Source organism: Paraburkholderia sp. GAS334 (genome assembly GCF_050436625.1).
Taxonomy (GTDB): domain Bacteria; phylum Pseudomonadota; class Gammaproteobacteria; order Burkholderiales; family Burkholderiaceae; genus Paraburkholderia.
On record NZ_JBNDMO010000012.1, the window covers coordinates 66590 to 88825 of the forward strand.

The 22236-nt window shown below is 56.2% G+C and carries 15 protein-coding genes and 2 pseudogenes; 10 read left to right on the forward strand and 7 right to left on the reverse strand.

All coding sequences use genetic code 11. The features are described 5' to 3' along the window. Nucleotides 1-137 precede the first annotated feature (137 nt). The 7 genes and pseudogenes from P3T21_RS22160 to P3T21_RS22190 all read left to right on the forward strand — a co-directional run bounded on the left by P3T21_RS22160 (nucleotide 138) and on the right by P3T21_RS22190 (nucleotide 7558). Nucleotides 138-1196 carry a MaoC family dehydratase gene (locus P3T21_RS22160; protein ID WP_429258091.1) on the forward strand — a complete coding sequence of 353 codons (1059 nt, stop codon included), beginning with the start codon at nucleotides 138-140 and terminating at the stop codon, nucleotides 1194-1196. 15 nt (nucleotides 1197-1211) lie between these two features. Further along, nucleotides 1212-2207 (forward strand): HpcH/HpaI aldolase/citrate lyase family protein, encoded by a 996-nt coding sequence (locus tag P3T21_RS22165; protein WP_429258092.1) that lies wholly within the window; start codon nucleotides 1212-1214, stop codon nucleotides 2205-2207. Between the two features lie 111 nt (nucleotides 2208-2318). Beyond that, nucleotides 2319-3095 carry a GntR family transcriptional regulator gene (locus tag P3T21_RS22170; RefSeq protein WP_429258093.1) on the forward strand — a complete coding sequence of 259 codons (777 nt, stop codon included), beginning with the start codon at nucleotides 2319-2321 and terminating at the stop codon, nucleotides 3093-3095. A gap of 296 nt (nucleotides 3096-3391) precedes the next feature. Beyond that, nucleotides 3392-4408, forward strand: a complete 1017-nt coding sequence (locus P3T21_RS22175) for an AraC family transcriptional regulator (RefSeq protein ID WP_429258094.1) — start codon at nucleotides 3392-3394, stop codon at nucleotides 4406-4408. A gap of 165 nt (nucleotides 4409-4573) precedes the next feature. Beyond that, nucleotides 4574-4689: pseudogene (locus P3T21_RS22180) on the forward strand (porin); the annotation flags it as partial. A 735-nt stretch (nucleotides 4690-5424) separates the two neighbouring features. After that, nucleotides 5425-6363 carry a LysR family transcriptional regulator gene (locus tag P3T21_RS22185; RefSeq protein WP_429258176.1) on the forward strand — a complete coding sequence of 313 codons (939 nt, stop codon included), beginning with the start codon at nucleotides 5425-5427 and terminating at the stop codon, nucleotides 6361-6363. A 304-nt stretch (nucleotides 6364-6667) separates the two neighbouring features. Next, the gene (locus P3T21_RS22190; protein WP_429258095.1) at nucleotides 6668-7558 is read left to right on the forward strand and encodes a haloalkane dehalogenase; all 891 of its coding nucleotides are present in this window, start codon (nucleotides 6668-6670) and stop codon (nucleotides 7556-7558) included. A 1182-nt stretch (nucleotides 7559-8740) separates the two neighbouring features. On the opposite strand, the gene P3T21_RS22195 is transcribed toward P3T21_RS22190, so the two are convergent. The 6 genes and pseudogenes from P3T21_RS22195 to P3T21_RS22220 all read right to left on the reverse strand — a co-directional run bounded on the left by P3T21_RS22195 (nucleotide 8741) and on the right by P3T21_RS22220 (nucleotide 17440). Further along, the gene (locus tag P3T21_RS22195) at nucleotides 8741-10585 is read right to left on the reverse strand and encodes an EAL domain-containing protein (protein ID WP_429258096.1); all 1845 of its coding nucleotides are present in this window, start codon (nucleotides 10583-10585) and stop codon (nucleotides 8741-8743) included. Nucleotides 10586-11093: 508 nt separating this feature from the next. Beyond that, a complete protein-coding gene (locus P3T21_RS22200; RefSeq protein WP_429258097.1) occupies nucleotides 11094-11945 on the reverse strand; it encodes a 3-hydroxyacyl-CoA dehydrogenase NAD-binding domain-containing protein in 852 nt (283 codons plus the stop codon). A 43-nt stretch (nucleotides 11946-11988) separates the two neighbouring features. After that, nucleotides 11989-12118, reverse strand: a pseudogene (locus P3T21_RS22205) (acetyl-CoA C-acyltransferase); the annotation flags it as partial. 198 nt (nucleotides 12119-12316) lie between these two features. Then, the gene (locus P3T21_RS22210) at nucleotides 12317-14008 is read right to left on the reverse strand and encodes a 4Fe-4S dicluster domain-containing protein (protein WP_429258098.1); all 1692 of its coding nucleotides are present in this window, start codon (nucleotides 14006-14008) and stop codon (nucleotides 12317-12319) included. Continuing rightward, a complete protein-coding gene (locus P3T21_RS22215; protein WP_429258099.1) occupies nucleotides 14008-15798 on the reverse strand; it encodes an acyl-CoA dehydrogenase in 1791 nt (596 codons plus the stop codon). Before P3T21_RS22215 ends, P3T21_RS22210 begins: the two co-directional genes overlap by 1 nt. 1060 nt (nucleotides 15799-16858) lie before the next feature. Continuing rightward, entirely contained in the window at nucleotides 16859-17440 is a 582-nt protein-coding gene (locus P3T21_RS22220; protein ID WP_429258100.1) for a TetR family transcriptional regulator C-terminal domain-containing protein, read from the reverse strand. A gap of 867 nt (nucleotides 17441-18307) precedes the next feature. Here P3T21_RS22220 and P3T21_RS22225 point away from each other — a divergent pair. Both P3T21_RS22225 and P3T21_RS22230 read left to right on the forward strand, forming a co-directional pair. Beyond that, nucleotides 18308-19315 (forward strand): LysR family transcriptional regulator, encoded by a 1008-nt coding sequence (locus P3T21_RS22225; RefSeq protein ID WP_429258177.1) that lies wholly within the window; start codon nucleotides 18308-18310, stop codon nucleotides 19313-19315. 525 nt (nucleotides 19316-19840) lie between these two features. Beyond that, nucleotides 19841-20659: an alpha/beta hydrolase gene (locus tag P3T21_RS22230; RefSeq protein WP_429258101.1), complete on the forward strand. Its 819-nt coding sequence runs from the start codon at nucleotides 19841-19843 to the stop codon at nucleotides 20657-20659. A 153-nt stretch (nucleotides 20660-20812) separates the two neighbouring features. Here the strand turns inward: P3T21_RS22230 and P3T21_RS22235 are convergent, their stop codons facing one another. Next, a complete protein-coding gene (locus P3T21_RS22235; protein ID WP_429258102.1) occupies nucleotides 20813-21085 on the reverse strand; it encodes a hypothetical protein in 273 nt (90 codons plus the stop codon). A 128-nt stretch (nucleotides 21086-21213) separates the two neighbouring features. Between P3T21_RS22235 and P3T21_RS22240 the strand changes: the two genes are divergently transcribed. Then, complete coding sequence (locus tag P3T21_RS22240) at nucleotides 21214-22209, forward strand: LLM class oxidoreductase (RefSeq protein ID WP_429258103.1); 996 nt, start codon at nucleotides 21214-21216, stop codon at nucleotides 22207-22209. The last annotated feature ends 27 nt before the right edge of the window (nucleotides 22210-22236 follow it).

A 22236-nucleotide genomic window follows, 5' to 3' on the forward strand; every position in this document is an offset into this window, starting at 1 on the left:
GGACATAGTATCGGTGAATTTTCTGTGATGTGCAACTTTATGCGCTGACGCCTTGACTTGATTCAAATCGACTGCCACTATGTACGTACATTGTGGAAAGACATTATTTGGCGTGAAATGCCGCAGCGGGAGGAAGGGTGGGGAAAGAACGAAACGGGAATTATTTCGAAGACTTTCAGGTTGGCGCAAAGATCACACATGCGACGCCGCGTACGTTGACGGAGGGAGACCAGAGTCTTTATGTTGGTCTCACGGGTAGTCGCGCAGCGCTCCACACCGCAGATACCAACGCCCGGCAACTTGGCTTCGAGCGCCGACCGTTGGAGGATCTGCTGGTGTTTAATGTGGCCTTTGGCAAGACAGTCCCTGACATTTCACTCAATGCCATCGCGAATCTCGGCTACTCGGACGTGCGCTTTGTGGCTCCCGTTTATCCAGGCGACACGCTCGCAGTGGAATCCGAGGTCATCGGCCTGAAGGAAAATTCGAGCAGACAAAGTGGGGTAGTTTATGTGCGATCCATTGCAACAAACCAATACGGAATCGAAGTATTGACATGGATCCGGTGGGTAATGATTCGAAAGCGAGATGGCGGTGCTGACTGTCCAGAGAAATTTGTGCCGTCTCTTGATCCGTGGGTCCTGGCCGACCGTCTGGAGTGGGGCGCCTACACCGCGGATGTGCAGAAGATCTGCTCGACGACAGGTGTGAACGATCTTTGGGACGACTACGCCGTGGGTGAGCGCATAGTTCATCCGGGCGCAATGACGATCAACAATAGTGACCACAGTATCGCCACACGCCTTTACCAAAACACCGCAAAAGCACATTTCGACGGGTTCTCGGCTGCAGCCGCCGGAGGCCAAAGGCTGGTCTACGGAGGACACGTAATTTCGATTTGCAAGGCGTTGGCATATGACGGGATTGAGAATGGCCTATCGATTCTGGCCATCAACGCTGGAAGCCACGTTAACCCGACGTATGCTTCCGACACGATAGCTTGTGCGACTGAGGTGATTGACAAGTTCGACTTCAATTCAAATTATGTCGGCGGGCTCCGGTTGCGCACGGTCGGCGTGAAAAATGCACGGCCCGAATCAATCGAATTCCCAGAGTCGAAGCTTGGCAAAGTGTCGTATCCAGGCAATGTAGTTCTCGATCTGGATTACACGATCGCGATCCCCAAAAGAATGTAGCTACTGGAGACATCAATGAATGCTTTAACGCATCCGAAAGACGCGCTATTCGCAGGCGAGCGTGCTTTCCCGACATTGGCCGTATGCGAGCATTTCGCCGGCAGTGAGAAGTTGATCAACAAGGCCATGCAGCTGCAATCTGAACATGGCCCGGTCTTTGACATCACCTGCGATTGCGAAGATGGGGCGGCTGCAGGGGAGGAGCGCGAGCACGCGACCATGGTTGCTCGCATGATCAATTCCGATCAAAACAGGTTCGGCAGAGCAGGGGCGCGGATTCATGATCCGGCGCATCCAGCGTGGCGACAGGATGTGGACGTCATTGTAGGGCAGGCTGGAAATCGCGTGGCCTATATCACGGTACCGAAGGCTACAAACGCAGCGCAGGTTTCAGAAGTTATTCAATACATCCAGGATGCTGCTCGAGCTGCCGCCGTCGACCGGATAATTCCTATCCATGTGCTTATCGAAACTCACGGCGCGTTGCACGAAGTATTTACCATCGCCGCTCTGCCGGCTATCGAAGTGCTTGATTTTGGTTTGATGGATTTTGTCAGCGGCCATCACGGCGCAATCCCGGCGTCCGCCATGCGTAGCCCGGGGCAGTTTGAGCATGCTTTGCTGGTACGAGCCAAGGCTGAGGTTGTTGCAGCAGCACTTGCAAATGGCATAGTGCCTGCGCATAACGTCTGTCTGAACCTCAAGGACGACAAAATCATTGCGGGCGATGCTCATCGCGCGCGCAACGAATTCGGGTTTTTGCGCATGTGGAGCATCTATCCGGCGCAGATACTGCCAATTGTGAATGCGCTGCGACCGGATTTTGGTGAAGTCGCTGACGCGGCTGGGGTTTTGATTGCAGCTCAGGATGCCAACTGGGGTCCTGTCCAGTACAAGGGAGAGTTGCACGACCGCGCGACGTATCGTTACTTCTGGGCGGTGTTGGAAAAGGCGAAGGTGACTGGAATGGAGATACCGGCTGAAGCGAAGCAGCGGTTCTTTGCGAGTTGAGTCGCCGGGGCGCGGATTGCGTGTTAGTCGGGTGGCTGTTGGGCAGCGATGTACGCGGCCTCTAGTGAAGGTAGAATCTGTCGCCAACATGACAAACTGCCGCGTGATCACATGAACGTCCCTTCCAGAGACCGTAGTCCTGATTCAGCCTCGGCCAACACTCGTTATGGCGAACTTGCCAGCATATTGGTGAAGGCTATTGTAGCCGGGCATCATGCTGTTGGTAGCTTGCTCCCGACCGAACACGAGTTGGCGCAGCGTTATGGTGTTAGTCGCCACACTGTGCGCGCAGCACTTAAGCTTGTACAGGAGCTCGGCTATATTTCGCGCAAAAAGTCTGTCGGTACGATTGTCGAAAACGCGAATCCAACCGTCGCGTACACGCAGTCGATTGACAGTGTTGACGACCTGGTTAGAGTTGCAGTTACGGAAGTTCGCGCGATCGAGACGACCGATCTCGTTACCCTCGATCGCGCGACTGCGCGTCGTCTTGAGGCACCTGTTGGAAGTCAATGGATCCGGCTGTCGGGTCCTCGCGTCGACGTGTGGAAAAACCGTAGTCCAGTTGCATGGGCGGATATTTACATTGATCCTTCGTTTGGCGGGATTGTTGACGAGATTTACAGCCACCCGGAAGTGCTAATCAGCTCCATAATCGAAAGGCAGTATGGGCGCCCGATTGATCAAATTCGACAAGTTGCTACCGCGACGTTGCTCGACGCGTCACTCGCAGATACGCTCGGTGTCGACCCTGGTTCGGCAGGACTTCGCCTCGTCCGCCACTACAGAAGTGCCGATGGCCGCCTGCTTGAAGTTACTGATACATGCTATCCAGCAGACCGGATTGCAGTGTCCTTTCAGTTGAAGCGGAGTAGGGTGCGAGGTTGAGCGGAATAGCCCCGATCCGAGCTGTCATTTCGGTAACTTGGCTGTTGCGTCCGAACGGGCAGACGGCTCTGCGTCTTGGCTGGTGGAAGAGTTCACGCGAACCGATTTGCCTGAAGTGTGGGCATCTGCATTCGGTGTGGGCCGCTTACAGGGTGGTGAGCGTTTTTCGTCGGTAGTTACAGCAGGATTTTACACAGGCAAGAGCTAAACCACCTTCGTACGGCCGTCGCGTTGTCGCATGCCGTTCACGCCGAACGTTCCGTTATGGATACGTTCGGCAACCCGTAGCCCCGACTATGCCTACCTTGAATAATCTTGCTGCTACTGTGCCGATTTCGGTCGTCAATGGCTTCCTATCTGGAGTTGACAGGGCGGCGGTCGCACGGCTCACCGGGCGCTCGGGAATACCGTATGAACTGTTGCACAAGCCCGAGGCGAGGGTCACTCAGGAGCAGTTTTCAATGCTTTACCGGCTGCTCGCGGCGGAGCTCGATGACGAGATGCCTGGTATTTTTAGCCGTCCGATGCGCAGCGGTACGCTGAAATTTCTGTGTCTTGGCCTGCTGGACGCACCGAAACTCGAGGTCGCGCTCCACCGCTTTTGCCAGTTCTTTCATCTGCTTCTCGACGATTTCAAACTCGACTCGCGGCGCGAGAAGGGATTGGGCTACGTCGAACTCATAACCGACCCGGACGGGCCCGGTGTGAGCATGCTCGGCCGGGAGCTGATGCTCAAGCTTGTGCATGGGGTGGCATCGTGGCTGATCCGGCACAGAATTCCGCTGATCGGGGTCGATTTCGAACTCGCGCGGCCCGCTCATACCAGCGATCACCTGTACTTGTTTTCGGGGCCGGTGCGATTTGGTCACGAAGCGACGCGCTTGTGTTTCGACGTCATGTACCTGGACATGCCAATAAGGCAACGCAATTCGGACCTAAAGGAGTTTCTGCACCGCGCGCCCGAAGACTGTATTTTTGAGTCATTTGCGGTGCAAATGGTCTGTCATCGCGTGCGGCAGTGCATAGCCGATGGACTGCCGTCGACCCTAACTATCGAGGCGGTTGCCCAGCAACTGCACTACTCTGTGCGCACGCTTTGCCGCCGGCTCGAGGTCGAGGGCACCACATTCCAGGCAATCAAAGACGAAGTACGACGGGACATCGCGATCCAGCGATTGACCCGATCGGACGATGCTATCGCAGTGATCGCCTATGAAGTCGGTTACGATAATCCGACCGCATTTCACCGCGCGTTCCGACACTGGACGGGCAGCACGCCCACCGCATATCGCAACACCGTGAGGCCTGTGTAGAGACGAACGCGTCGCGAGGTTGAAACTACGGCGGTATATTTGATGCGAGCATAGTTTCCACTGCTTGCCGATTTTGCCGAGTCGCAACTCTGTTCGGCTCAGGGTGCTGCAGCACAGTGATGAAGCCAATGTGCGCATCGTCAGCGAGTTCTGCAGACGGATGGCTACACGAATTCAAGCGGAGATACATCAGCGACTTCTCACTAGGTCTCACTTGCCGCCTACTGAAACGCGCCGACGTATACATGATCGGGGCGTATCAGCATGCAAGCGGTCAGCAAGGCAACGTGTGCGGCATACATTCTGCTCGTTGGGTGCGCGCGCGGAGCGAAAATATCCGCGTCTCGACTTGGTCGGCGTCACGTTTATTCTTCCTTACCGGGCGCAAACGATAGGACGTGAAGTTCGCGCGCCGAAACTGCTTGACGAGTAATATGACTGTACATATTATTTCGCATGGCGTCGTGTGTCAGTCAGGCATGGCTCTGACAGCGCTCCGCCGCGGAATACGCCATAATTTTTTGGTACCGGACTGTCGTCTGATTTATGAATTTTTTGTGGCTATATATCACATATAGAATCAGGAATCCTATCGAAATGGCAGGTTCGAGGATAGTTGATGAATCCGGCGTCAATTTGATTGGGTGTCGGAATCGTCCAGATGGGTGCCAAAATCGCGAAGGATGACATTGCCCTGAATTGTTATGGTTGGTGCGTAAAAGATGGCGTCGGATCATGAACTTGTCGACCACCACCGCCTAAGATGTCCACATATGATGCCGCTCTTGTGTCCGATAATCACCCGCCCTGACGCACAGAATGAGGTGTGACCGTGAGCGGGAAGTGATTGAGCTCGCGTACAGGTTGAATATTGGGGCTCCGATGTGGTTGCAGATGTGACATCAGACGAAAGGATCAGGGACGTTTCGTGGATCGGAGCACAAATACGAAACTGGGCTTCTTCCCAGAAATCATTGGGTAAAGTGCATGGGATAGCAATGAACAAGTTGCAGGCAATGCGAATTTTTGTGAGGGTAGTGGAAGCGGGCAGTTTCACTGGTGCGGGCGAATCTCTGGGCTTCGATACCTCTGTCATTTCGCGTGCTATTACGACGCTCGAACGACAATTGCGTACTAGGCTTCTTCATCGAAGCACTAGGAAGATGGCGTTAACGGAGACTGGAAAACTGTATCTGGACCGATGCACGCATATCCTGAGGTTAGTAGACGTGGCCGAGGACGAGGCGCGAGGTACACACTTAAGGCCGTCAGGCGTGCTTCGGGTTCACGCGTTCAATGGAATCGGTCAACATTGTATTGTTCCCTGCGTCGTAAGCTATGAGCGCGAATACCCGGATGTTTCCGTCGTGCTTACTCTGTCACAAAGAACGCCAAATTTGCTCGATGATGGCTTTGACGTGGCAATCGTTTTAGCCGAGAGGCTAGAGGACTCTGCGCTGGCCGCGCAGCATATTGGCGACACAGCGAGCATTTTGTGCGCGTCTCCAGAATTTCTTCTACGCCATCCGACAGTGGAGCGTCCAGAGGATCTTGAGAGGTTGCCTTGCGTCGAACTTGACACTCCATCGGTTCCGCAAGATGGGCGGATGCTTCACAGAGGGGCGGAACGGGTCTCGATAAGGGTTGCCACACGCTTTCGCGTAAATGTTGCGGAGTCTGCGGTAGTTGCGCTTGAGAGTGGAATGGGCATCGGCGAGGTACCTGCTTATTCGGCTGTGAGAGCCCTATGCGACGGAACGCTAGTTCGCGTGCTTCCCGAGTTTACGCTCCGCCCGAGGAGTATTTTTGCACTTTATACCCCGAGTCGATATCTCGGCGCCAAGGTCAGGGCGTGGATCGATCATGTGAAGCATGCCATGCCGCAACACCGGGCGGCAGAGCGAGCGATTCTGACTGCGTCTGCCGCTTTGCCCCTCGAAGCCGCTGTCTGTTGAGGGAGCCCTGAGGCAAAGCTTTATGTGATCGGTAGCCATGCGTCAGAAGTGACTCAGTTTTTTTGCCCCTTGTTGCATGCTTGCGTAAGGGGTGTGTCGGATTTCCTTCGGTGGCTGGCCTGCTGATGCGTGTTCTAGGGAGCGCCTTGGGCGTGCACGCGGCGTTCTGCATTTCTTGAGCAGGAGCGCATATCACTGGCAACCGCCTTCGACTAATTGCGATGGCCGCTGACGTTGGCTGTCTCGGCGGTGCCTGGAACTGTCCACACGCGACACGTCTCGGGATCGCTGGAAACCCTTACCAATGGAGAACCTGATGTTTTCGACCGACGAGCAACCTAAGCGTTTCAGCGAAGTTTATGGAAAAAAAATGGCGTACGTGGAGGTGGGCTACGGGCGGCCGGTCATCTTCCTCCACGGAAACCCGACGTCTTCCTACATATGGAGAAACGTGATACCACACGTGGCACCCTACGCACGGTGCATTGCGCCAGACCTCATTGGCATGGGCGATTCTGAAAAGCTCGAAGAAAGCGGTGCGGATCGATACAGCTTTGTGCAGCACCGACGTTTTCTCGATGCTTTCCTGGAAAGCGTCGATGCGACTCGTGACGTGGTTTTGGTTGTACAGGATTGGGGGGCCGCGCTTGGAATGGACTGGGCACGGCGCCATGCTCGCGAGGTACGCGGCATTGCTTATCTGGAGGCGATGGTGCGCACCAGAACGCTGAGCGAAATGGATCCGATTGTCCGCAGCACATTTGAACGGTTGCGATCTTCCGAAGGTGAGGAAATGGTATTGCGGGACAACGTCTTTATCGAGAAGCTGCTTCCTGCTCGGACGGTCCGCGAACTGTCAGAGGTCGAAATGAACGTATACAGGCGACCCTACCTCCGGGCGGGAGAAGACCGACTACCAACCCTGACTTTTCCTCGTGAGATACCGATTGACGGGAAGCCAGAACAGGTGGCCAAAATTGTTGACGACTTTTCACGATGGATGGGCGAGACGGATGTTCCGAAGCTGTTTATTAATGGCGACCCGGGTGGCATCCTCGTTGGTGATATGCGGGAGTTGTGTCGCACCTGGAAAAATCAGGAGGAGGTGACGGTTAAAGGGAGCCACTTCCTGCAGGAGGATTCCCCTCACGAGATCGGTGCCGCGATAGCAGAGTGGTTGCGGAAATTAGCCTGAAGCAGGAGCTTTGTCAGCGCCTTCCCGTTACTGCGGGAATCCGGCGTCGCTGTCGCCAAACAGCGCGCGACGTCTCTGCTGAATTTTAGATTATCCGCAAGCATGCTCGTGAGCGTGGCGTATGCAGGTGAAGACGCTTGGCGGTGTGCAGGCGCATTGCGTCCTACCAACTTAGCGCGCATCGGGGGTAGAGCAGCGTCTTGCATAGCTGTGATTCGGCAGTCGTGGCCGCGGTGCGACGGTACAGCCTGAAAATTCGTCAAGCGAGCAGCTGGTGCCAGGTCGACATTTTCAAACGCGCTGTCTGATTAAAAGCGCTTCTGGCGGCTCACTTGCAACCTTTTTTAGTGGAACAGCATGTCCTCAGCGGAAGAGCAGTCTAGACATTCGTGTGGAAACCTGGAGCAAGAGATTGCTTGTCTCGACGTGGACGACGGGCGGGCTGTTGTTTCGCTGCATGAAGGCCAAACGTCCTCTGATGTCTGGAAGAGCACAATCCCGCCCGTGGTATCCGACTCCGGGCACACGGCGCTTGACCTGTTGGTTGGTCACGATTGGGTCGGCTGGTCATGGATTGGACATACCCTTGTCCCTCCGCGGCATACCAAATCGCCTATCTCTAGCGAATCGTGCAGCTGCGCGGCTGGGGCGAAGGCGGCTAGTTCGGATCGCCTTTCTTCAGGCCGCCGCGTGCAGGGGAGGCGAGCAAGATTGCATTGCTTGGCAGCCGGCATTTGGAAGAGCCTCTTTCAGGCTATCTCTTGCGGACGCGACCGGCTGCCGAAATAGCGGAGTACCAGCCTCTCCATCTTGGTAACTAGCTTAGAGCGTCGGCCAACTCATACATGTTCCCGCAGCAGGTCTCGAATGAGGGAGTGCCGCATCGTGTGAGCCAGATCGTCCCAGTCGGCGCCGGGTGGCGTGCGTCCGGGAGTGGGGCTGGCTAGGATGCCAGATTGATGATTACGGCATTGAGGGATGCGTCTGCCCGATTCTCAAATAATTCCTCACTGTATGCTTTCATTCCGTGATTGCGAGGGATACTTACACTACCGTTCAACTCGCTCGTTGTCCAACGGGGTCGCGCCGTATCCCCGTTTCGTTGGCAGTGTCGTTAGAAGGACCGCCCCCTTGCTCTAATAGCAATCGTCCCATTGCAGGTCCTTCGCTTGGAAGCTCTAGCTAGCTGGATTCACGTTTTATGCCAGTGTCTCCTCGCAGCAGGATTTCCGCCTCTCTAGCATCAATTAGTACGAGTCCGGAGGTTTGCTGCTTTGCGCCTCGTTTCGCGAGTGCGGCGATCGACGCGATTTCTTCGCTGCTGTATGGCGAAGGGCCGCCGGTCGGCTCCACGTGCACACAGCCGATCGCCATGGTGACGAAATCGAAGAAAGTAGCATTGCCTCGCCGGTCCTCACCGTGAATACCGCCGGCCAGACGGTCAGCCGGCGCATAGAACCGCTGCGCGCCTCGATTGAACGCGTGGATTGCGCGCAGCACGCGTTCTTTCCAGTCGTCGCTCTGGAACAAAATCAGGAAATCATCACCGCCGACGTGGCCGAGAAAGTCGCGGGTAGGGTCGCATATAGTGGCGAGTACGGTCGCAGCGAACTTCAGTACCTCGTCACCTTGCCAGTAGCCATACTGGTCGTTGAAAGGTTTGAAGTGATTCAGGTCAACGTAGCAGGCATGGAAGTCGGTGTCATTGTCGAGCAAGCGGGTGATGTGCGAACTGATCGGGATATTGCCCGGAAGAAAGGTCAGTGGATTTGCGTAACGGGCGGCTTCGATGCGCGCCTCGGTCACTGCGCGCACAAGGGTTTCGCCAGTGCCAAGACCAGCATATTTGCCGTTTTCGGTAATCACGAATCCGTCAGCTAGGTATCGCTGATCATCGCTTGCCAGGAGCTTGGCCATATCTTCGATCGCCATTGATTTCTCGACGATCACAGGCGATGCATGAGCGAATTGTAGGCAGGAACGTTTGCCAAACAGTTCACGATGATAGGGCAGGGCATAGCGATCCATGAAATCACGCCGGTTGATTAGCGCAACCGGTTGGTCGTTCTCGACAATCGCGACCGCGTGCAATTCGGGGAGCCGGTTAAACAGCTCGAGTACATCGTTGTTGATTGCGTGGCGCGGCAATGCAGGTGCGTGAACCAGCATCTTCGTGGCCGCCATTCCTCCCGATGGCAATGCGCGTGTGTCCCTTGTTGGCTCGGGAAAAACCGCGATGTGCTTGCTGTGCAACAACGCGGTTACGCCAGGGTCAATAGAGCGCAATGGCTGAGCATCGGGTCGTCCAAAGTAAAATCCCTGGCCACAGGTGATGCCCATGTCGCGTATGACCACTAGGTCTGCCATATTATCGATACCTTCGGCAATGAGTCGAGTGCTGCTTGCTCTCGCAAAGTGCTGCATTGCCTTGACCGCCTCGAACTTGAGCGAGTCATTGGCGATCCCATGGATGAAGAAACGATCGATTTTTACAACGTCGGGTCGCAGGCGTACCCACAAGTTCATGCTTGCATTCGCGGTCCCATAGTCATCCAGCGCGAGTTGTACACCCTCGGCCCGGAGTGCTGCTACCACCGAAAGGAATTTGCCAGTGTCATGAATTATGCTTTGTTCGGTCAGCTCGAGCATGACCCGCGCTGGATCTATCTGGGACTCCTTGAGAAGATCAAGTGGATTGTTGGATTCAACCACAATCTGCTGAAGCGCTTCTGCACTGAAATTGAGAAGTAGCTTACCTTCGCACCGAAGGCGTGCGAAGGCTTCGATACAGGTTTGCGCAGCCTCCCACTCCAGGTCAATGGAGCAACCTTCTGCCTTCGCCTGTGTGAACAGGGCATTTGGCATCTCAAGTGGCGTGGTCGCTGGTCCCCGAACCAGACTTTCGTACCCACAGATTGATCCGCTTTCGAGGTCGACAATCGGTTGGAACACAGCAGACAAGCTACGCCGGGAAATCAGGGTTTTGACTCGCGGAGCTTCCAGCTCTGACTGCATATCATGCTGCATGGGGGGCACTCGCAAAGTAAGGTATACGAATTTACGGCACCAATCTCCTGCAATTTAATGAAATCTGAGTGAAGACTAGACGCTCTGCCAGCGCAACATATGGAGTTGACCGTGATGGATTGAAGTTTCAAGCCATGTTGTTATTCGTATACGCGTTTACATCCCTGTGTGGAGTGCGATTGTTGATATGCAATATGAAGTCAAGAGATCTGTACCGGCATCGTATGTCGAAATAATGCTCCGATAGCGACAGTCGTGTGACGTACCCGAAAATTCTTACGGAAGCTGCTGCGATGCCCGCGTAGTCGTTGATGCCGTGTCGGAGGCGTCGGTGACCGTCGTGGTTGCTGCGCGATCACTTCTCCTCCAGCTAGGACCTAAAGCGACCGCTGATCATAAGCAAACTGATCGTTTTTTGACGGCGGGTATGCGGCTCTCGTTGGATGGAGTTCAAGCCTGCAATCGTGAGCTACGTTGAACCGCAGGCACAGGTCAGATCGTCCGAAATCTAACTGTAGGTGTAGATGCCTTTGCCCGTTTTGCGTCCCAGGTGCCCCGCGCCAACCAGTTCCCGCAAGAGGCGGCATGCGCGGTATTTCGGGTCTCCAAAGTCGCGTGCAAGGACGTCGAGAATTGCTAGACATACGTCCAATCCGATGAGGTTCGCCAATGCAAGCGGACCGATCGGGTGACTCGCGCCGAATCGCATGCCCGCGTCGATTTCCTCCGCGCTTGCGATACCCTCGGCCAGTAGGAAGAATGCTTCGTTGATCATCGGAAGGAGGATGCGGTTTACCACGAAACCTGGCGAATTTTTTACGACAATCGGTGTTTTGCCCAGCTTCGTCGTTAGCTCTCGAACTTTCTCAGTTGTAGCCGCGCGTGTCTGCAGGCCCTCGATGATTTCCACGAGCGGTAACAGCGGTACTGGATTGAAAAAATGCATACCGATGAAACGGGTCGGATCAGACAGCGCTGCACCTAGAGCGGTGATTGAGATTGACGATGTGTTTGTTGCGATTACGGTGTGGCTCCCGACGACAGCTTCAATTTTGCGCAGTAAGGCGATCTTCGTATCAACATTCTCTGTCACAGCTTCGATAACGATGTCTGCGGATGCGAGGCTCTCGTAGTCTCTCGACGTTAGAATTCGCGCGAGAGCTAGCTGTGCCGCGCCAGTGTCGAGCTTGCCCTTTGCGACAAACTTGTCCAGGCTGCGTCTGGCAGACTCTACGCCTTCTAGGAACGCTTTTTCACTGATGTCGACCATGATCGCGTCCAGGCCTGCCATTGCCGCGGCTTGTGCAATGCCATTGCCCATCGTGCCGGCACCGAGGGTACCGACTGTCTTGATCGTCATATGTCACTCCTGTGTTGAATTGCCCCGCAACGCTGCGTCCCGCTCACTGTAGATTCTCGAAGATGGCAGCGATGCCTTGTCCCGCCGCCGATGCACATGGTCAAGAGCGCAAAGCGCCCGCTGTTACGGCGCAACCGGCAAATGGCCTTGACGGTCAGAAGTGCACCAGTCGATGACCAACTTCGTTTCCACTGATACCGGCATGCGTCATCGATTCGCGTACGGCCAGTGCATTCAGAGATGTGGGGGGACGTCTTTCAAAGGGCCTCCGAAGGTCCCGATTGCCGTCTGGACTCCAGAAACGATCATGATTTCTCTTTGCACAGGTGTGTTCCTCTCAACTGACAAAGGCTCTGGAATGACGGGTCGCTCTACATATTCGGATAGTTCGGCCCACCGCCACCTTCAGGCGTCATCCAGACGATATTCTGGGTCGGGTCCTTGATATCGCAGGTCTTGCAGTGCACGCAGTTCTGCGCGTTGATCACGAGACGCTCGCTGCCGTCGTCGTTCTTTACGAACTCATACACTGCTGCGGGGCAGTAGCGTGACTCCGGACCGGCATAGGTCTGCCAGTTCACGTTCACCGGCACCGAAGGATCTTTCAGCGTCAGGTGAGCCGGCTGATTCTCTTCGTGGTTGGTGTTCGAAATGAACACTGAAGACAAACGGTCGAACGTCAGCTTTCCATCCGGTTTCGGATACGTGATCTGCTTGCACTGCGACGCAGGTTTCAGCATCTCGTGATCGGAATGCTGGTGATGCAGCGTCCAGGGTACGTTGCCGCCCAGCAGCTTCTGCTCGATGCCGACCATCAGAGTACCGAGGTACAGGCCCTTGCTCATCCACTGCTTGAAATTGCGCGCACGATGCAGTTCCGTGTGCAGCCACGAGGTCTTGAACGACTCAGGATAGGCCGTCAGCTCGTCGCTGGTGCGGCCAGCCTGCACGGCATCGAATGCCGCCTCAGCCGCCAGCATGCCGGTCTTGATCGCCGCATGCGAACCCTTGATCCGCGATGCGTTCAGGAAGCCCGCATCGTCACCCACTAGCGCGCCGCCCGGGAACACCAGCTTCGGCAGCGACAGCAGACCGCCCGCGGTGATCGCCCGCGCGCCGTACGACACCCGCTTGCCGCCTTCCAGAATCGCGCGGACCGCCGGATGCGTCTTGTAACGCTGGAATTCCTCGAACGGCGACAGGTACGGGTTCGTGTAGCCCAGACCGACCACAAAGCCCACCACCACCTGGTTGTTGTCCATGTGATAGAGGAACGAGCCGCCGTAGGTGTCGTTTTCCAGCGGCCAGCCCGCGGTGTGCATCACCAGACCCGGCTTGTGCTTCGCCGGATCGATTTCCCACAGTTCCTTGATACCGATACCGTAGACCTGCGGATCGACGCCATCGCGCAGCTTGAATTTATCGTTCAGTTGGCGGCCGAGGTGTCCACGCGCGCCTTCGCAGAAGAGCGTGTACTTTGCATGCAGCTCCATGCCGAGCTGGAAGTTCTCGGTCGGCTCGCCGTCCTTGCCGATCCCCAGATTGCCGGTGACGACGCCCTTGACCGAGCCATCGTCGTTATACAGAATCTCAGCAGCCGGAAAGCCCGGGAAAATCTCGACGCCCAGCGCCTCGGCCTGCTGACCCAGCCAGCGCGTGACGTTCGCGAGGCTGATCACGTAATTGCCGTGGTTCTTGAAGTTGTCCGGCAGCGCCCACGTCGGCACGCTTTTCGATCCGGTTTCCGTCAGGAACAGGAATTTATCTTCGGTCACGTCCACCGTCAGCGGCGCGCCTTTTTCCTTCCAGTCCGGGATCAGTTCGGTGATGGCGCGCGGATCCATCACCGCGCCCGACAGGATATGAGCCCCGATCTCCGAGCCTTTTTCCAGTACGCACACGCCAAGCTCGGCGCCTTTTTCCGCCGCCAGCTGCTTCAGGCGGATCGCTGCGGACAGGCCAGCCGGGCCGCCGCCGACGATCACAACGTCGTATTCCATCGACTCGCGTGGACCGTACTGCTCAATGAGTCTCGTATGGGGTGAGTTTTTAATGTTTTCCATCAAAACTGATCTTCGGCGAGAGCCAGTACGCCTTCATTTCCCTTCCCGCTGACGATCGACGTTTCGAGCGCAGCGGCCTGTGGAAGCACATGCTCAGCGTAAAACTGCGCCGTTGCGATCTTGGCGCCGTAGAACGATGGGTCTTCCTCGCGCTTTTCTTCCGCTGCCAACAGCGCACGTGCCATCTGCCAACCGCCCAGGACGAGTCCAGCAAGCTTCAGATAAGGCACGCTGCCTGCGAACACCGCATTTGGATCGCGCTTGATATTGGCGATGACAAACTCTACAGCCGCTTCCAGTGAGCGATGTCCTTGCGCCAACTGCTTTTGCATCGACTCGAACGCTGTCCCCTGATGGCGACCGAGCGCTTCGACCGTCTTTGCGATGCCGGCCAGCAGGTATTTCGCAATCGCACCGCCGTCGCGCACCGTCTTGCGGCCAATCAGGTCGTTCGCCTGAATGGCGGTTGTGCCTTCGTAGATCGGCAGGATGCGCGCGTCGCGATAGTACTGTGCGGCTCCTGTTTCTTCCATGAAGCCCATGCCACCATGCACCTGCACGCCAAGGCTGGTCACATCGATTGATAGCTCCGTGGTCCAGCCCTTGACGATCGGGACCAGGAATTCGTAGATCGCCAGATGGTCGGCTCGCGTCGCTGCATTTGGATGGTGATGGCCTATGTCGCAATGTGCTGCGGCTACATATGCCAACGCACGCGACGCCTCGGTCAAGCTGCGCATCGTTGCGAGCATGCGGCGCACATCCGGGTGGTGAATGATCGCGACTGGCTGTTTTGCAGAACTGCCGACGGGGCGGCTTTGCACGCGCTCTTTCGCATAGGCGGCCGCCTTCTGGTACGAACGATCTGATATCGCGACGCCCTGGACGCCCACCGCGAAGCGAGCTGCGTTCATCATGATGAACATGTATTCGAGACCACGGTTCTGTTCGCCAATCAGATGGCCGATTGCGCCGCCATTATCGCCGAACTGCATCACAGCGGTTGCGCTCGCCTTGATGCCCAGCTTGTGTTCGAGCGACACGCAACGCACGTCGTTGCGTGCGCCCAGCGAGCCATCATCATTGATAAGAAACTTCGAGACCACGAAAAGTGAAATGCCCTTAACACCCTCGGGAGCATTTGGCGTGCGCGCTAGCACGAAATGGACGATGTTTTTCGCCATGTCGTGTTCGCCCCAGGAGATAAAGATTTTTGTGCCAAACAGCTTGAATGAACCGTCGGCCTGCGGCTCGGCGCGCGTGCGCACTAGGGCGAGATCGGAGCCTGCCTGCGGTTCGGTGAGGATCATCGTCCCGGTCCAGTCGCCGGAGATCAGCCTCGGCACGTAGGCCTGTTTCTGCACTTCGCTGCCGGCAGTCAGCAGCGCTTCGATCGCGCCGTCGGTCAATAACGGACACAGCGCGAACGAGAGGTTTGACGCGTTGAGCATTTCAAGGCAGGAGGTAGCTATCAGCTTCGGCAGGCCCTGACCGTCGTACTCGACCGGATGCTGCACACCTTGCCAACCGCCTTCGGCAAACTGCCGGAAAGCCCCCTTGAAGCCTGGCGTTGCGGTAACGACGCCGTCCTTCCAACTGCTGGGATTGCGGTCGCCTTCAACGTTCAGCGGCGCCAGCACTTCGCCGCACAGTTTCGCCGATTCTTCGAGGATAGCCTGAGCGGTATCGAAATTAGCGTCTTCGAAACCCGGCAGCGTAGTGATCTCGTCGAGATCCGCCAGTTCCTGCATCACGAACAGCATGTCCTTGATGGGCGCCGTATAGCTCATCGCGCGTCTCCTTCACATTTTGCGAGTGGTTGACTGTCATGCTCGACCAGGCTCCGGGGCAGGGCGGGGGTGAGACAGGGCGGTCAAAGGGCTGATCGTAGCCTTCGCGACTTTTACGGACAATGTCCAAATCTGCCCTTTCATTGACAAAACTTGCCAATTAAGAATGATGTGTCCCAACAGCGTGACCTGTTAAATCGTCCAGACACTAGCGTATTCATCAAGCCATAGCTGGTCAGCCGCGAGGTGGAGATATGCCGTACGTTCGTGCGTCGACCGATTCCGTATCGGTTCCCGACGCACCAAGGCCGTGACCAAAGAACTTGTCTGGAAGTGACACTGACAGAATCTGTGTGGCCGTGATGGTTGCCGTCGTTGCTTCGGAAAGCGGCACAGCACTGTGAGGGAGCAGCGTCATGACGCGCGGCGTCGCGGGTCTGTAGCAGTAAGCGCTGGGTCTGCTCAAACCGGGCCATCGCGTTAAAAAACGGGTTCTACACCCGGTATCCTTGTGGAGATATCGGATGCGACTTTTATCAATTGGCGAGACTGCGGCAGAACTGGGCTAGCGGTAGGCACGCTGCGACGCTTGCATCGACAGGGCCTGTTGATGCCGTTCGGCCGGACCGTCGGCGGCCATCGGCGATAACAGCGTGACACGGTACGCGCCACCTGGACGCTGAGCCAGCTATCGCCGGCAGGACCGGCTGCTGTGCCTGTGTTTCCTCGCACGATCAGGCCGGACAGCTGAAGACGCGGGCGGCCCGCCCGAGCGTCATTGCATCGACGCAGGTTTCGCCGATGTCGAGGTCGTTAGCGACCTGGGCTGTGGCCTGAATTACCGTAAAAAAGGGCTGCGCCGGCTGCTGACTGACTCAAGTGTTTTGTGCTGGGCAAGCCGTATGAATCGTCGGTCGGACATTTACCCGCTCGCGTAGCCGAGTCTCGACTTTGCTTTTCGGGGACCATTAGCCCGGTTACGTGATCTGATGCAGTGTGATGACGGTGAAGGAATCGCGAGCCGGAGATCGGTCTGCCGGCTCGCAACGTGCCTTGTAGGTCAGCGTAGAATCACCGTGAACAAGATCTCTTTGAAGTTGACGACGGGAGTGGGATCTCGATGCACTTTTGCCATCAAGAACGCGCCCTGCAGAGAAGCCACGATAAACGAGGCAAGTTCCTCGCAATTGGTGCCGGCACCAAGCTCGCGTGCCTTGACTGCCGCCGTCAGGCAGTAGGCGACGCATTTTTCGATTTCTGCAAAAATCTCGACGATTCGCAGCCGTATAGTTTCGCTGCTGTCGCCTGCCTCTATGGCGAAATTACCGAATAAGCATCCGTTGCGGGAATCGTTCCGGCTTATGTGCCTGATGCTCGCGTCCATATATTTGCGTAGCCTAAGCAGTGGAGCGAGTTCGTCATTGCACAGCGTCTCGCGAAGGTCAAGGCAAGCATCGGCAAAATACAAATCAATCACTTCCAAACCAAACGCTTCCTTGGACGCGAAATGGTTTGTGAACGATCCGTGTGGAACTCCCGCCGCCTGGACGATGTCCCGCACGCTTGCGCCATTGAAGCCGTGCTCATGGACGACACCCATGCCTTTGGCGAGGAGAGTATCTCTGTGTGACGGTCTGGACATGATGGTGGTCGTAAATTGTACGCTCGTACATATTATAGCGCAATCGCTCCGCCGGCGACGGCACAATGGATGACGGTGCCGCCTGCTGTCGAAAATCCAACCGCCTAGGCCGTTGGACGCCCATAGCAAACGTTTCCTGCCGCGCACTATCGGTTGATTGCCGCCAGTCAGCTCGCGTCCAGGGGCCGAGGCGTAAGCCTTACGAGAATTCGGCAGGTCCGATCCGGCCGCACGAACAACGGAGATGGACGACCGATCACTTGGCTGACTGGTGTGGTAGGTCTCGTGGGAGCTCGCTCATTCTGCTTGCGGAGTTAGCCAACTGCGTCAACGTCCAACCTGCGGTCTTCGGCGATTTGCGTCGACAGAGTCGGGCGGGGGCTCCCGTCGTTGGTGGGGAGACTTCAAAACCGACATGACGCGCGCCCTACGAACGCCTCTCTTTCTGTGCCAAACAAAATCAATATGGTCGTACATATGGTAAGTGGGAGACCGCCGTCAATTTCAGAGATCAGACGGTGGGTGAGTTTGCCTGTGTTGATGATCCACGGACGATGTGCATCGATTATTGACCTTGAGAAAGATTCATGGTGCAATATGTACAGACATAGTATTTTGTCGGTTGATCGTGTTTCAATGTAGCGGACGGCGGATATCGTGCAACCTCGCACGCGAGGCCTGGTCGTGCACACATTGCCCCACGTGTGCAGTCACTGGCGTAACAAGGTCACTGACGGCAGTGCACCAACGCAGCACGCGTTTGTTCGTCAAAATTTGTTAGTGCGTACTGCGCCCTCCTGCTGCGCTATTGTGCCGAAAGCCAAGGAAATTTGTGGTTCTGGCGACTCACTTGAGAGGTAGATGGATATGGATCGACTGCAGGCCATGAACGTCTTCACGAAAGTGGTCGAGACAAGCAGCTTCAGTCGGGCAGCCGGTGTATTGGACTTGCCGCGCGCTTCTGTCACGGTAATTATCCAGCAGCTTGAGGCACATCTAAGGGTGCGGTTGTTGCAGCGCACGACGCGCCGTCTGAACTTGACACCCGATGGAGCGGCCTACTATGAACGCTGTGTAAGAATTCTTGCGGACATTGAAGAAACGGAAAGTTCGCTCGAGAATGCCGGAAAGGCGCCTAGAGGCAAGTTGCGGATAGATATGCCGGGAGCCTTGGGCAGAATGACCGTTATGCCCAGAGTTCACGAGTTCCATACCCGCTACCCGGGCATCGATTTGATGCTGGGGTTTGGGGACAGGCCTGTTGACCTGATTGAGGAGGGTGTTGACTGCGTTATTCGTATCGGTACTCTCCAGGACTCCCGGCTTGTAGCTCGCCGCATTGGCGTATACCAAGGTGTAACCGTTGCGAGCCCTGACTATCTGAAGCGATGTGGCGTTCCAGAGTCAGTCGAAGATCTGGAACGTCATGTGGCCGTTAACTATTTCTGGGGGCGGACCGGCCGCATTATGGATTGGACCTTCGAGGTGGACGGTCGTCCGGTCAAGGTGAAGGTGAAAGGGCAGATCGCTGTCAACGACGCGGACGCATATGTCGAAGGCGGCCTTGAGGGAATCGGTATCATCCAGGCTGCCCGATTCATGGCGCTGCCGCATCTGAAGTCGGGAAGGTTAGTAGAAATCCTCTCGCAGTGGAAACCGCTACCTATGCCGATTTCCGTGATCTATCCGCACAATCGCCATCTCTCGCCAACGGTGCGGGTGTTTGTCGACTGGGTCGCTGATCTCTTCAGTGAATGTGAGCTGTTGTCCGGGCAGGGGGATTTGAAAGTGCGTCGCAGCCCGACAATGCTCGCCGGCGTAGATGATTCGAATCGGCTGGACGCAGCGACCAACGCAGCAGCTCCCGTCACCTGAGACAAGGATACGGGAGGCTAGGAGATCGTCAAGTTGCTCATATGCTACTCGCTTGCGGTGCCACTGGAGCGGTATCCGGGCGTGAAGTCGCATGCTCGGCCGCACCTTTGTGCGCGAACTCTCACAAAAGTCGAGAATGGACATTGAATAGCCGAATTGCGGTGGCCCCTTACGCTAAGGTGTGCGCGCGGCAGTGCGTCTTTCAATCTTAGATTCGATCAACGACGGCTATGGTTTCGTCGCAGCACGTGGATGGGCGCGTAGCTGGAAGATGGACGACGCTGACCGAATGACCAGTCGACCGCACCCGCTCTCAAGATATTTCACGGCGAGTACCCTCCGTTCAACGCATCCGTCCCGGGCGTATATCTCCGCGGGGGTCGTTTGCTACGGCGCTGTGCAAAAAAATATTGTTGGCCGGGAATGAATTGTGTTTCGTGCGGAATTGGATTTATCTGTGCGCCTGCCGAGGCCAAAATGAGCCGATACCAATTAGGGGACTGCGCGAGGGCGTCGGCGCACAACATGGCAAAGCTTACTGAGTTGGGTCTCTGTGTCGAGGATGTGGCAATCACCGGCCACGCCCAACCTATTATCCTGCGTAGCTATCGGCCATCGCACAGCGGCTCCGCTCTTCCCCTGATCATCTATTTTCATGGCGGCTCGTTCACGGGTGGCACGTTGGATGATGGGGATGTCGCAGCGAAGGCCATTGCGCGTGGCACCCCGGCGTGGGTCGTTTCAGTCGGATATTCATTGGCACCCGAATACCCGTTTCCTCATGCGCCTGAAGATGGATGGCGTGCTCTTCTGTGGGCTTGGACGTGCGCGCGCGATCAGCGTGCCGATCCTCGGCGAATTGGCATTGCTGGCCACGATGCAGGCGGCAACCTGGCGACATCCGTAGCGGCAATGGCGCGAGATCGACACACGGCGCATATCAGCGCGCAAGCTCTGCTTGCGCCACTACTCGACCCGAGTATGACGCGTCTTGCCGACGACCTCGAAGGGGACGCTCATTTCGACTTGGGAACGTGCGCGAGTTGCTACCGCGCATACCTCCCGACCGCGATGCAACGGCTACACCCGTATGCAGCGCCGCTCGAGTCTCGCCGATTGGTCGGGCTGCCGCCCGCGTTGATTGCAAGTGTGCACGGGGACAAATTGCACGTCGAAGCGGAGCGATACGCAAGTGAACTGATTGCGGCAGGTGTTCATACCGAGGTTGTGCGATATCGAGATACAACACGCAAAGATCTTTCTGGGTATCCCGCGGCACTTGAAGACGTAGTTGATTTTTTTCAAAAGCGACTGTCAAGGCGGCATTCAAGACGAGTCGGCTGACCTTGATAATCTGGAGGTCTACGCGCAATACGGGTGAACCTCGCACGTATCGACTCATTTTCCGTATCGACGGTGCTACTCGGTCGTCGTCCATCAGGCAGGCACTTAAAGCGACGTTACGCGGGCAAAGTGAGGGGTGCAGAGGCGAGACTGCTAAACATCAGGTTCCGGTCCCAGCGTGAGTATTACCGCGTTGGCGCACTTGATGCCAATCGTGGAGCAGGTCACAGGCTTTACGACCATCTGCGGTGAACTGGCGGTTGTCCACAAAATGTCGTAGTCAAGCTGGCTAGGCCGATCCGGCCCGTTAGCCATTGGATTTTGCGTCGTGCCATTGGCGGACAATTTCACGCGACCACGGCGGATCTGCGTTCCTGGTTCATTGGGCCGCAATTCGTCAATTGCCGCGTGAGTACGAGCGTACATCCTCTTATCCTTGTTGCCCACTAGCGTAGATTTTGTCGCGGATTGAGTACAGTCGCGTACATCATCAATCTTGTCATGAGCTGCTGACTAGGCGCTGTGAGTGAAATTTAAACGTATGGGGCAAATTTATGGGTTCGCCGTCTGAAAGCAACAATCTGCTCCCAACAGATCTATCCGAACACCCGGGCTACTCGAGGGTGTTTCAGCCTGACGCTCTGACTTTTGGCCTCATTACTCCAATAGAGGGATACGGACACTCTCCGAGCCCGAAAATGGAAAATCACGTTGCGATTGCGAAGGCAGCGGAAAAGTTGGGCTTCGCGGCGATCTGGCTGCGTGACGTTCCGCTCTTTGACCCGGGATTCAACGATGTCGGGCAGATCTTTGACCCGATCGCGTACGCAGGGTACCTTGCAGCACTAACAAGCGAGATTGTAATCGGCACTGCAGGCATTGTTATGCCGCTGCGCGATCCTCTGACGATTGCGAAGCAGGCCACCAGTCTGGACCAATTGACGGGCGGCCGGTTTATTTTAGGCTTGTCCTCAGGCGACCGACCTATCGAGTATCCGATATTCGGTGTCAATTATCATGAGAGAGGCACCCGTTACAGAGAGGCGCGAGAAATAATCCGCGCGGTAACTGAAACGGATTTTCCGAGATACAACACCGAACAATTTGGGAGCCTGGTGGGACAGGTAGATCTTGTGCCGAAGCCTTTCGTGCGAAGGCTACCGACCGTCGCGATCGGGAGGGCGGGGCAACAAGTCGACTGGCTCGCCAAGGAAATGGATGGCTGGATCTGGCACGGCTTCGACCATTCGCACGTCCCAAAGATCATCGAGATGTGGCGCAATTCAAATAAGCAGCATTGCTTCAAACCATTCGGCTACGGAACGTACTTCGATCTGAGCGCTGACCCGGATGAACCTATGTTCGTCCGCGGCGTAATGATGCGAGGAGGCCGAAAATCGCTAATTGACTTCTGGAAACGACAACGCGATCAAGGTGTGTCTCACGTGGCCTTAAATCTAAGGGTGTCGAGGCGCCCTGCAATCGACGTCCTGCAAGAGTTAGGCGAGCATGTCTTGCCGCAGTTTCCGACCGTGATAAGCCGTTACTAAACACTATTGAAAGCGCGAAATGCACGG

Bases quoted from the DNA above. Each gene is read 5' to 3' on its own strand.
- P3T21_RS22165 (WP_429258092.1), top strand. From the start codon at position 1,212: ATGAATGCTTTAACGCATCCGAAAGACGCGCTATTCGCAGGCGAGCGT.
- P3T21_RS22170 (WP_429258093.1), top strand. From the start codon at position 2,319: ATGAACGTCCCTTCCAGAGACCGTAGTCCTGATTCAGCCTCGGCCAAC.
- P3T21_RS22175 (WP_429258094.1), top strand. From the start codon at position 3,392: ATGCCTACCTTGAATAATCTTGCTGCTACTGTGCCGATTTCGGTCGTC.
- P3T21_RS22185 (WP_429258176.1), top strand. From the start codon at position 5,425: ATGCGAATTTTTGTGAGGGTAGTGGAAGCGGGCAGTTTCACTGGTGCG.
- P3T21_RS22190 (WP_429258095.1), top strand. From the start codon at position 6,668: ATGGAGAACCTGATGTTTTCGACCGACGAGCAACCTAAGCGTTTCAGC.
- P3T21_RS22195 (WP_429258096.1), bottom strand. From the start codon at position 10,585: ATGCAGCATGATATGCAGTCAGAGCTGGAAGCTCCGCGAGTCAAAACC.
- P3T21_RS22200 (WP_429258097.1), bottom strand. From the start codon at position 11,945: ATGACGATCAAGACAGTCGGTACCCTCGGTGCCGGCACGATGGGCAAT.
- P3T21_RS22210 (WP_429258098.1), bottom strand. From the start codon at position 14,008: ATGGAAAACATTAAAAACTCACCCCATACGAGACTCATTGAGCAGTAC.
- P3T21_RS22215 (WP_429258099.1), bottom strand. From the start codon at position 15,798: ATGAGCTATACGGCGCCCATCAAGGACATGCTGTTCGTGATGCAGGAA.
- P3T21_RS22220 (WP_429258100.1), bottom strand. From the start codon at position 17,440: ATGTCCAGACCGTCACACAGAGATACTCTCCTCGCCAAAGGCATGGGT.
- P3T21_RS22225 (WP_429258177.1), top strand. From the start codon at position 18,308: ATGGATCGACTGCAGGCCATGAACGTCTTCACGAAAGTGGTCGAGACA.
- P3T21_RS22230 (WP_429258101.1), top strand. From the start codon at position 19,841: ATGGCAAAGCTTACTGAGTTGGGTCTCTGTGTCGAGGATGTGGCAATC.
- P3T21_RS22235 (WP_429258102.1), bottom strand. From the start codon at position 21,085: ATGTACGCTCGTACTCACGCGGCAATTGACGAATTGCGGCCCAATGAA.
- P3T21_RS22240 (WP_429258103.1), top strand. From the start codon at position 21,214: ATGGGTTCGCCGTCTGAAAGCAACAATCTGCTCCCAACAGATCTATCC.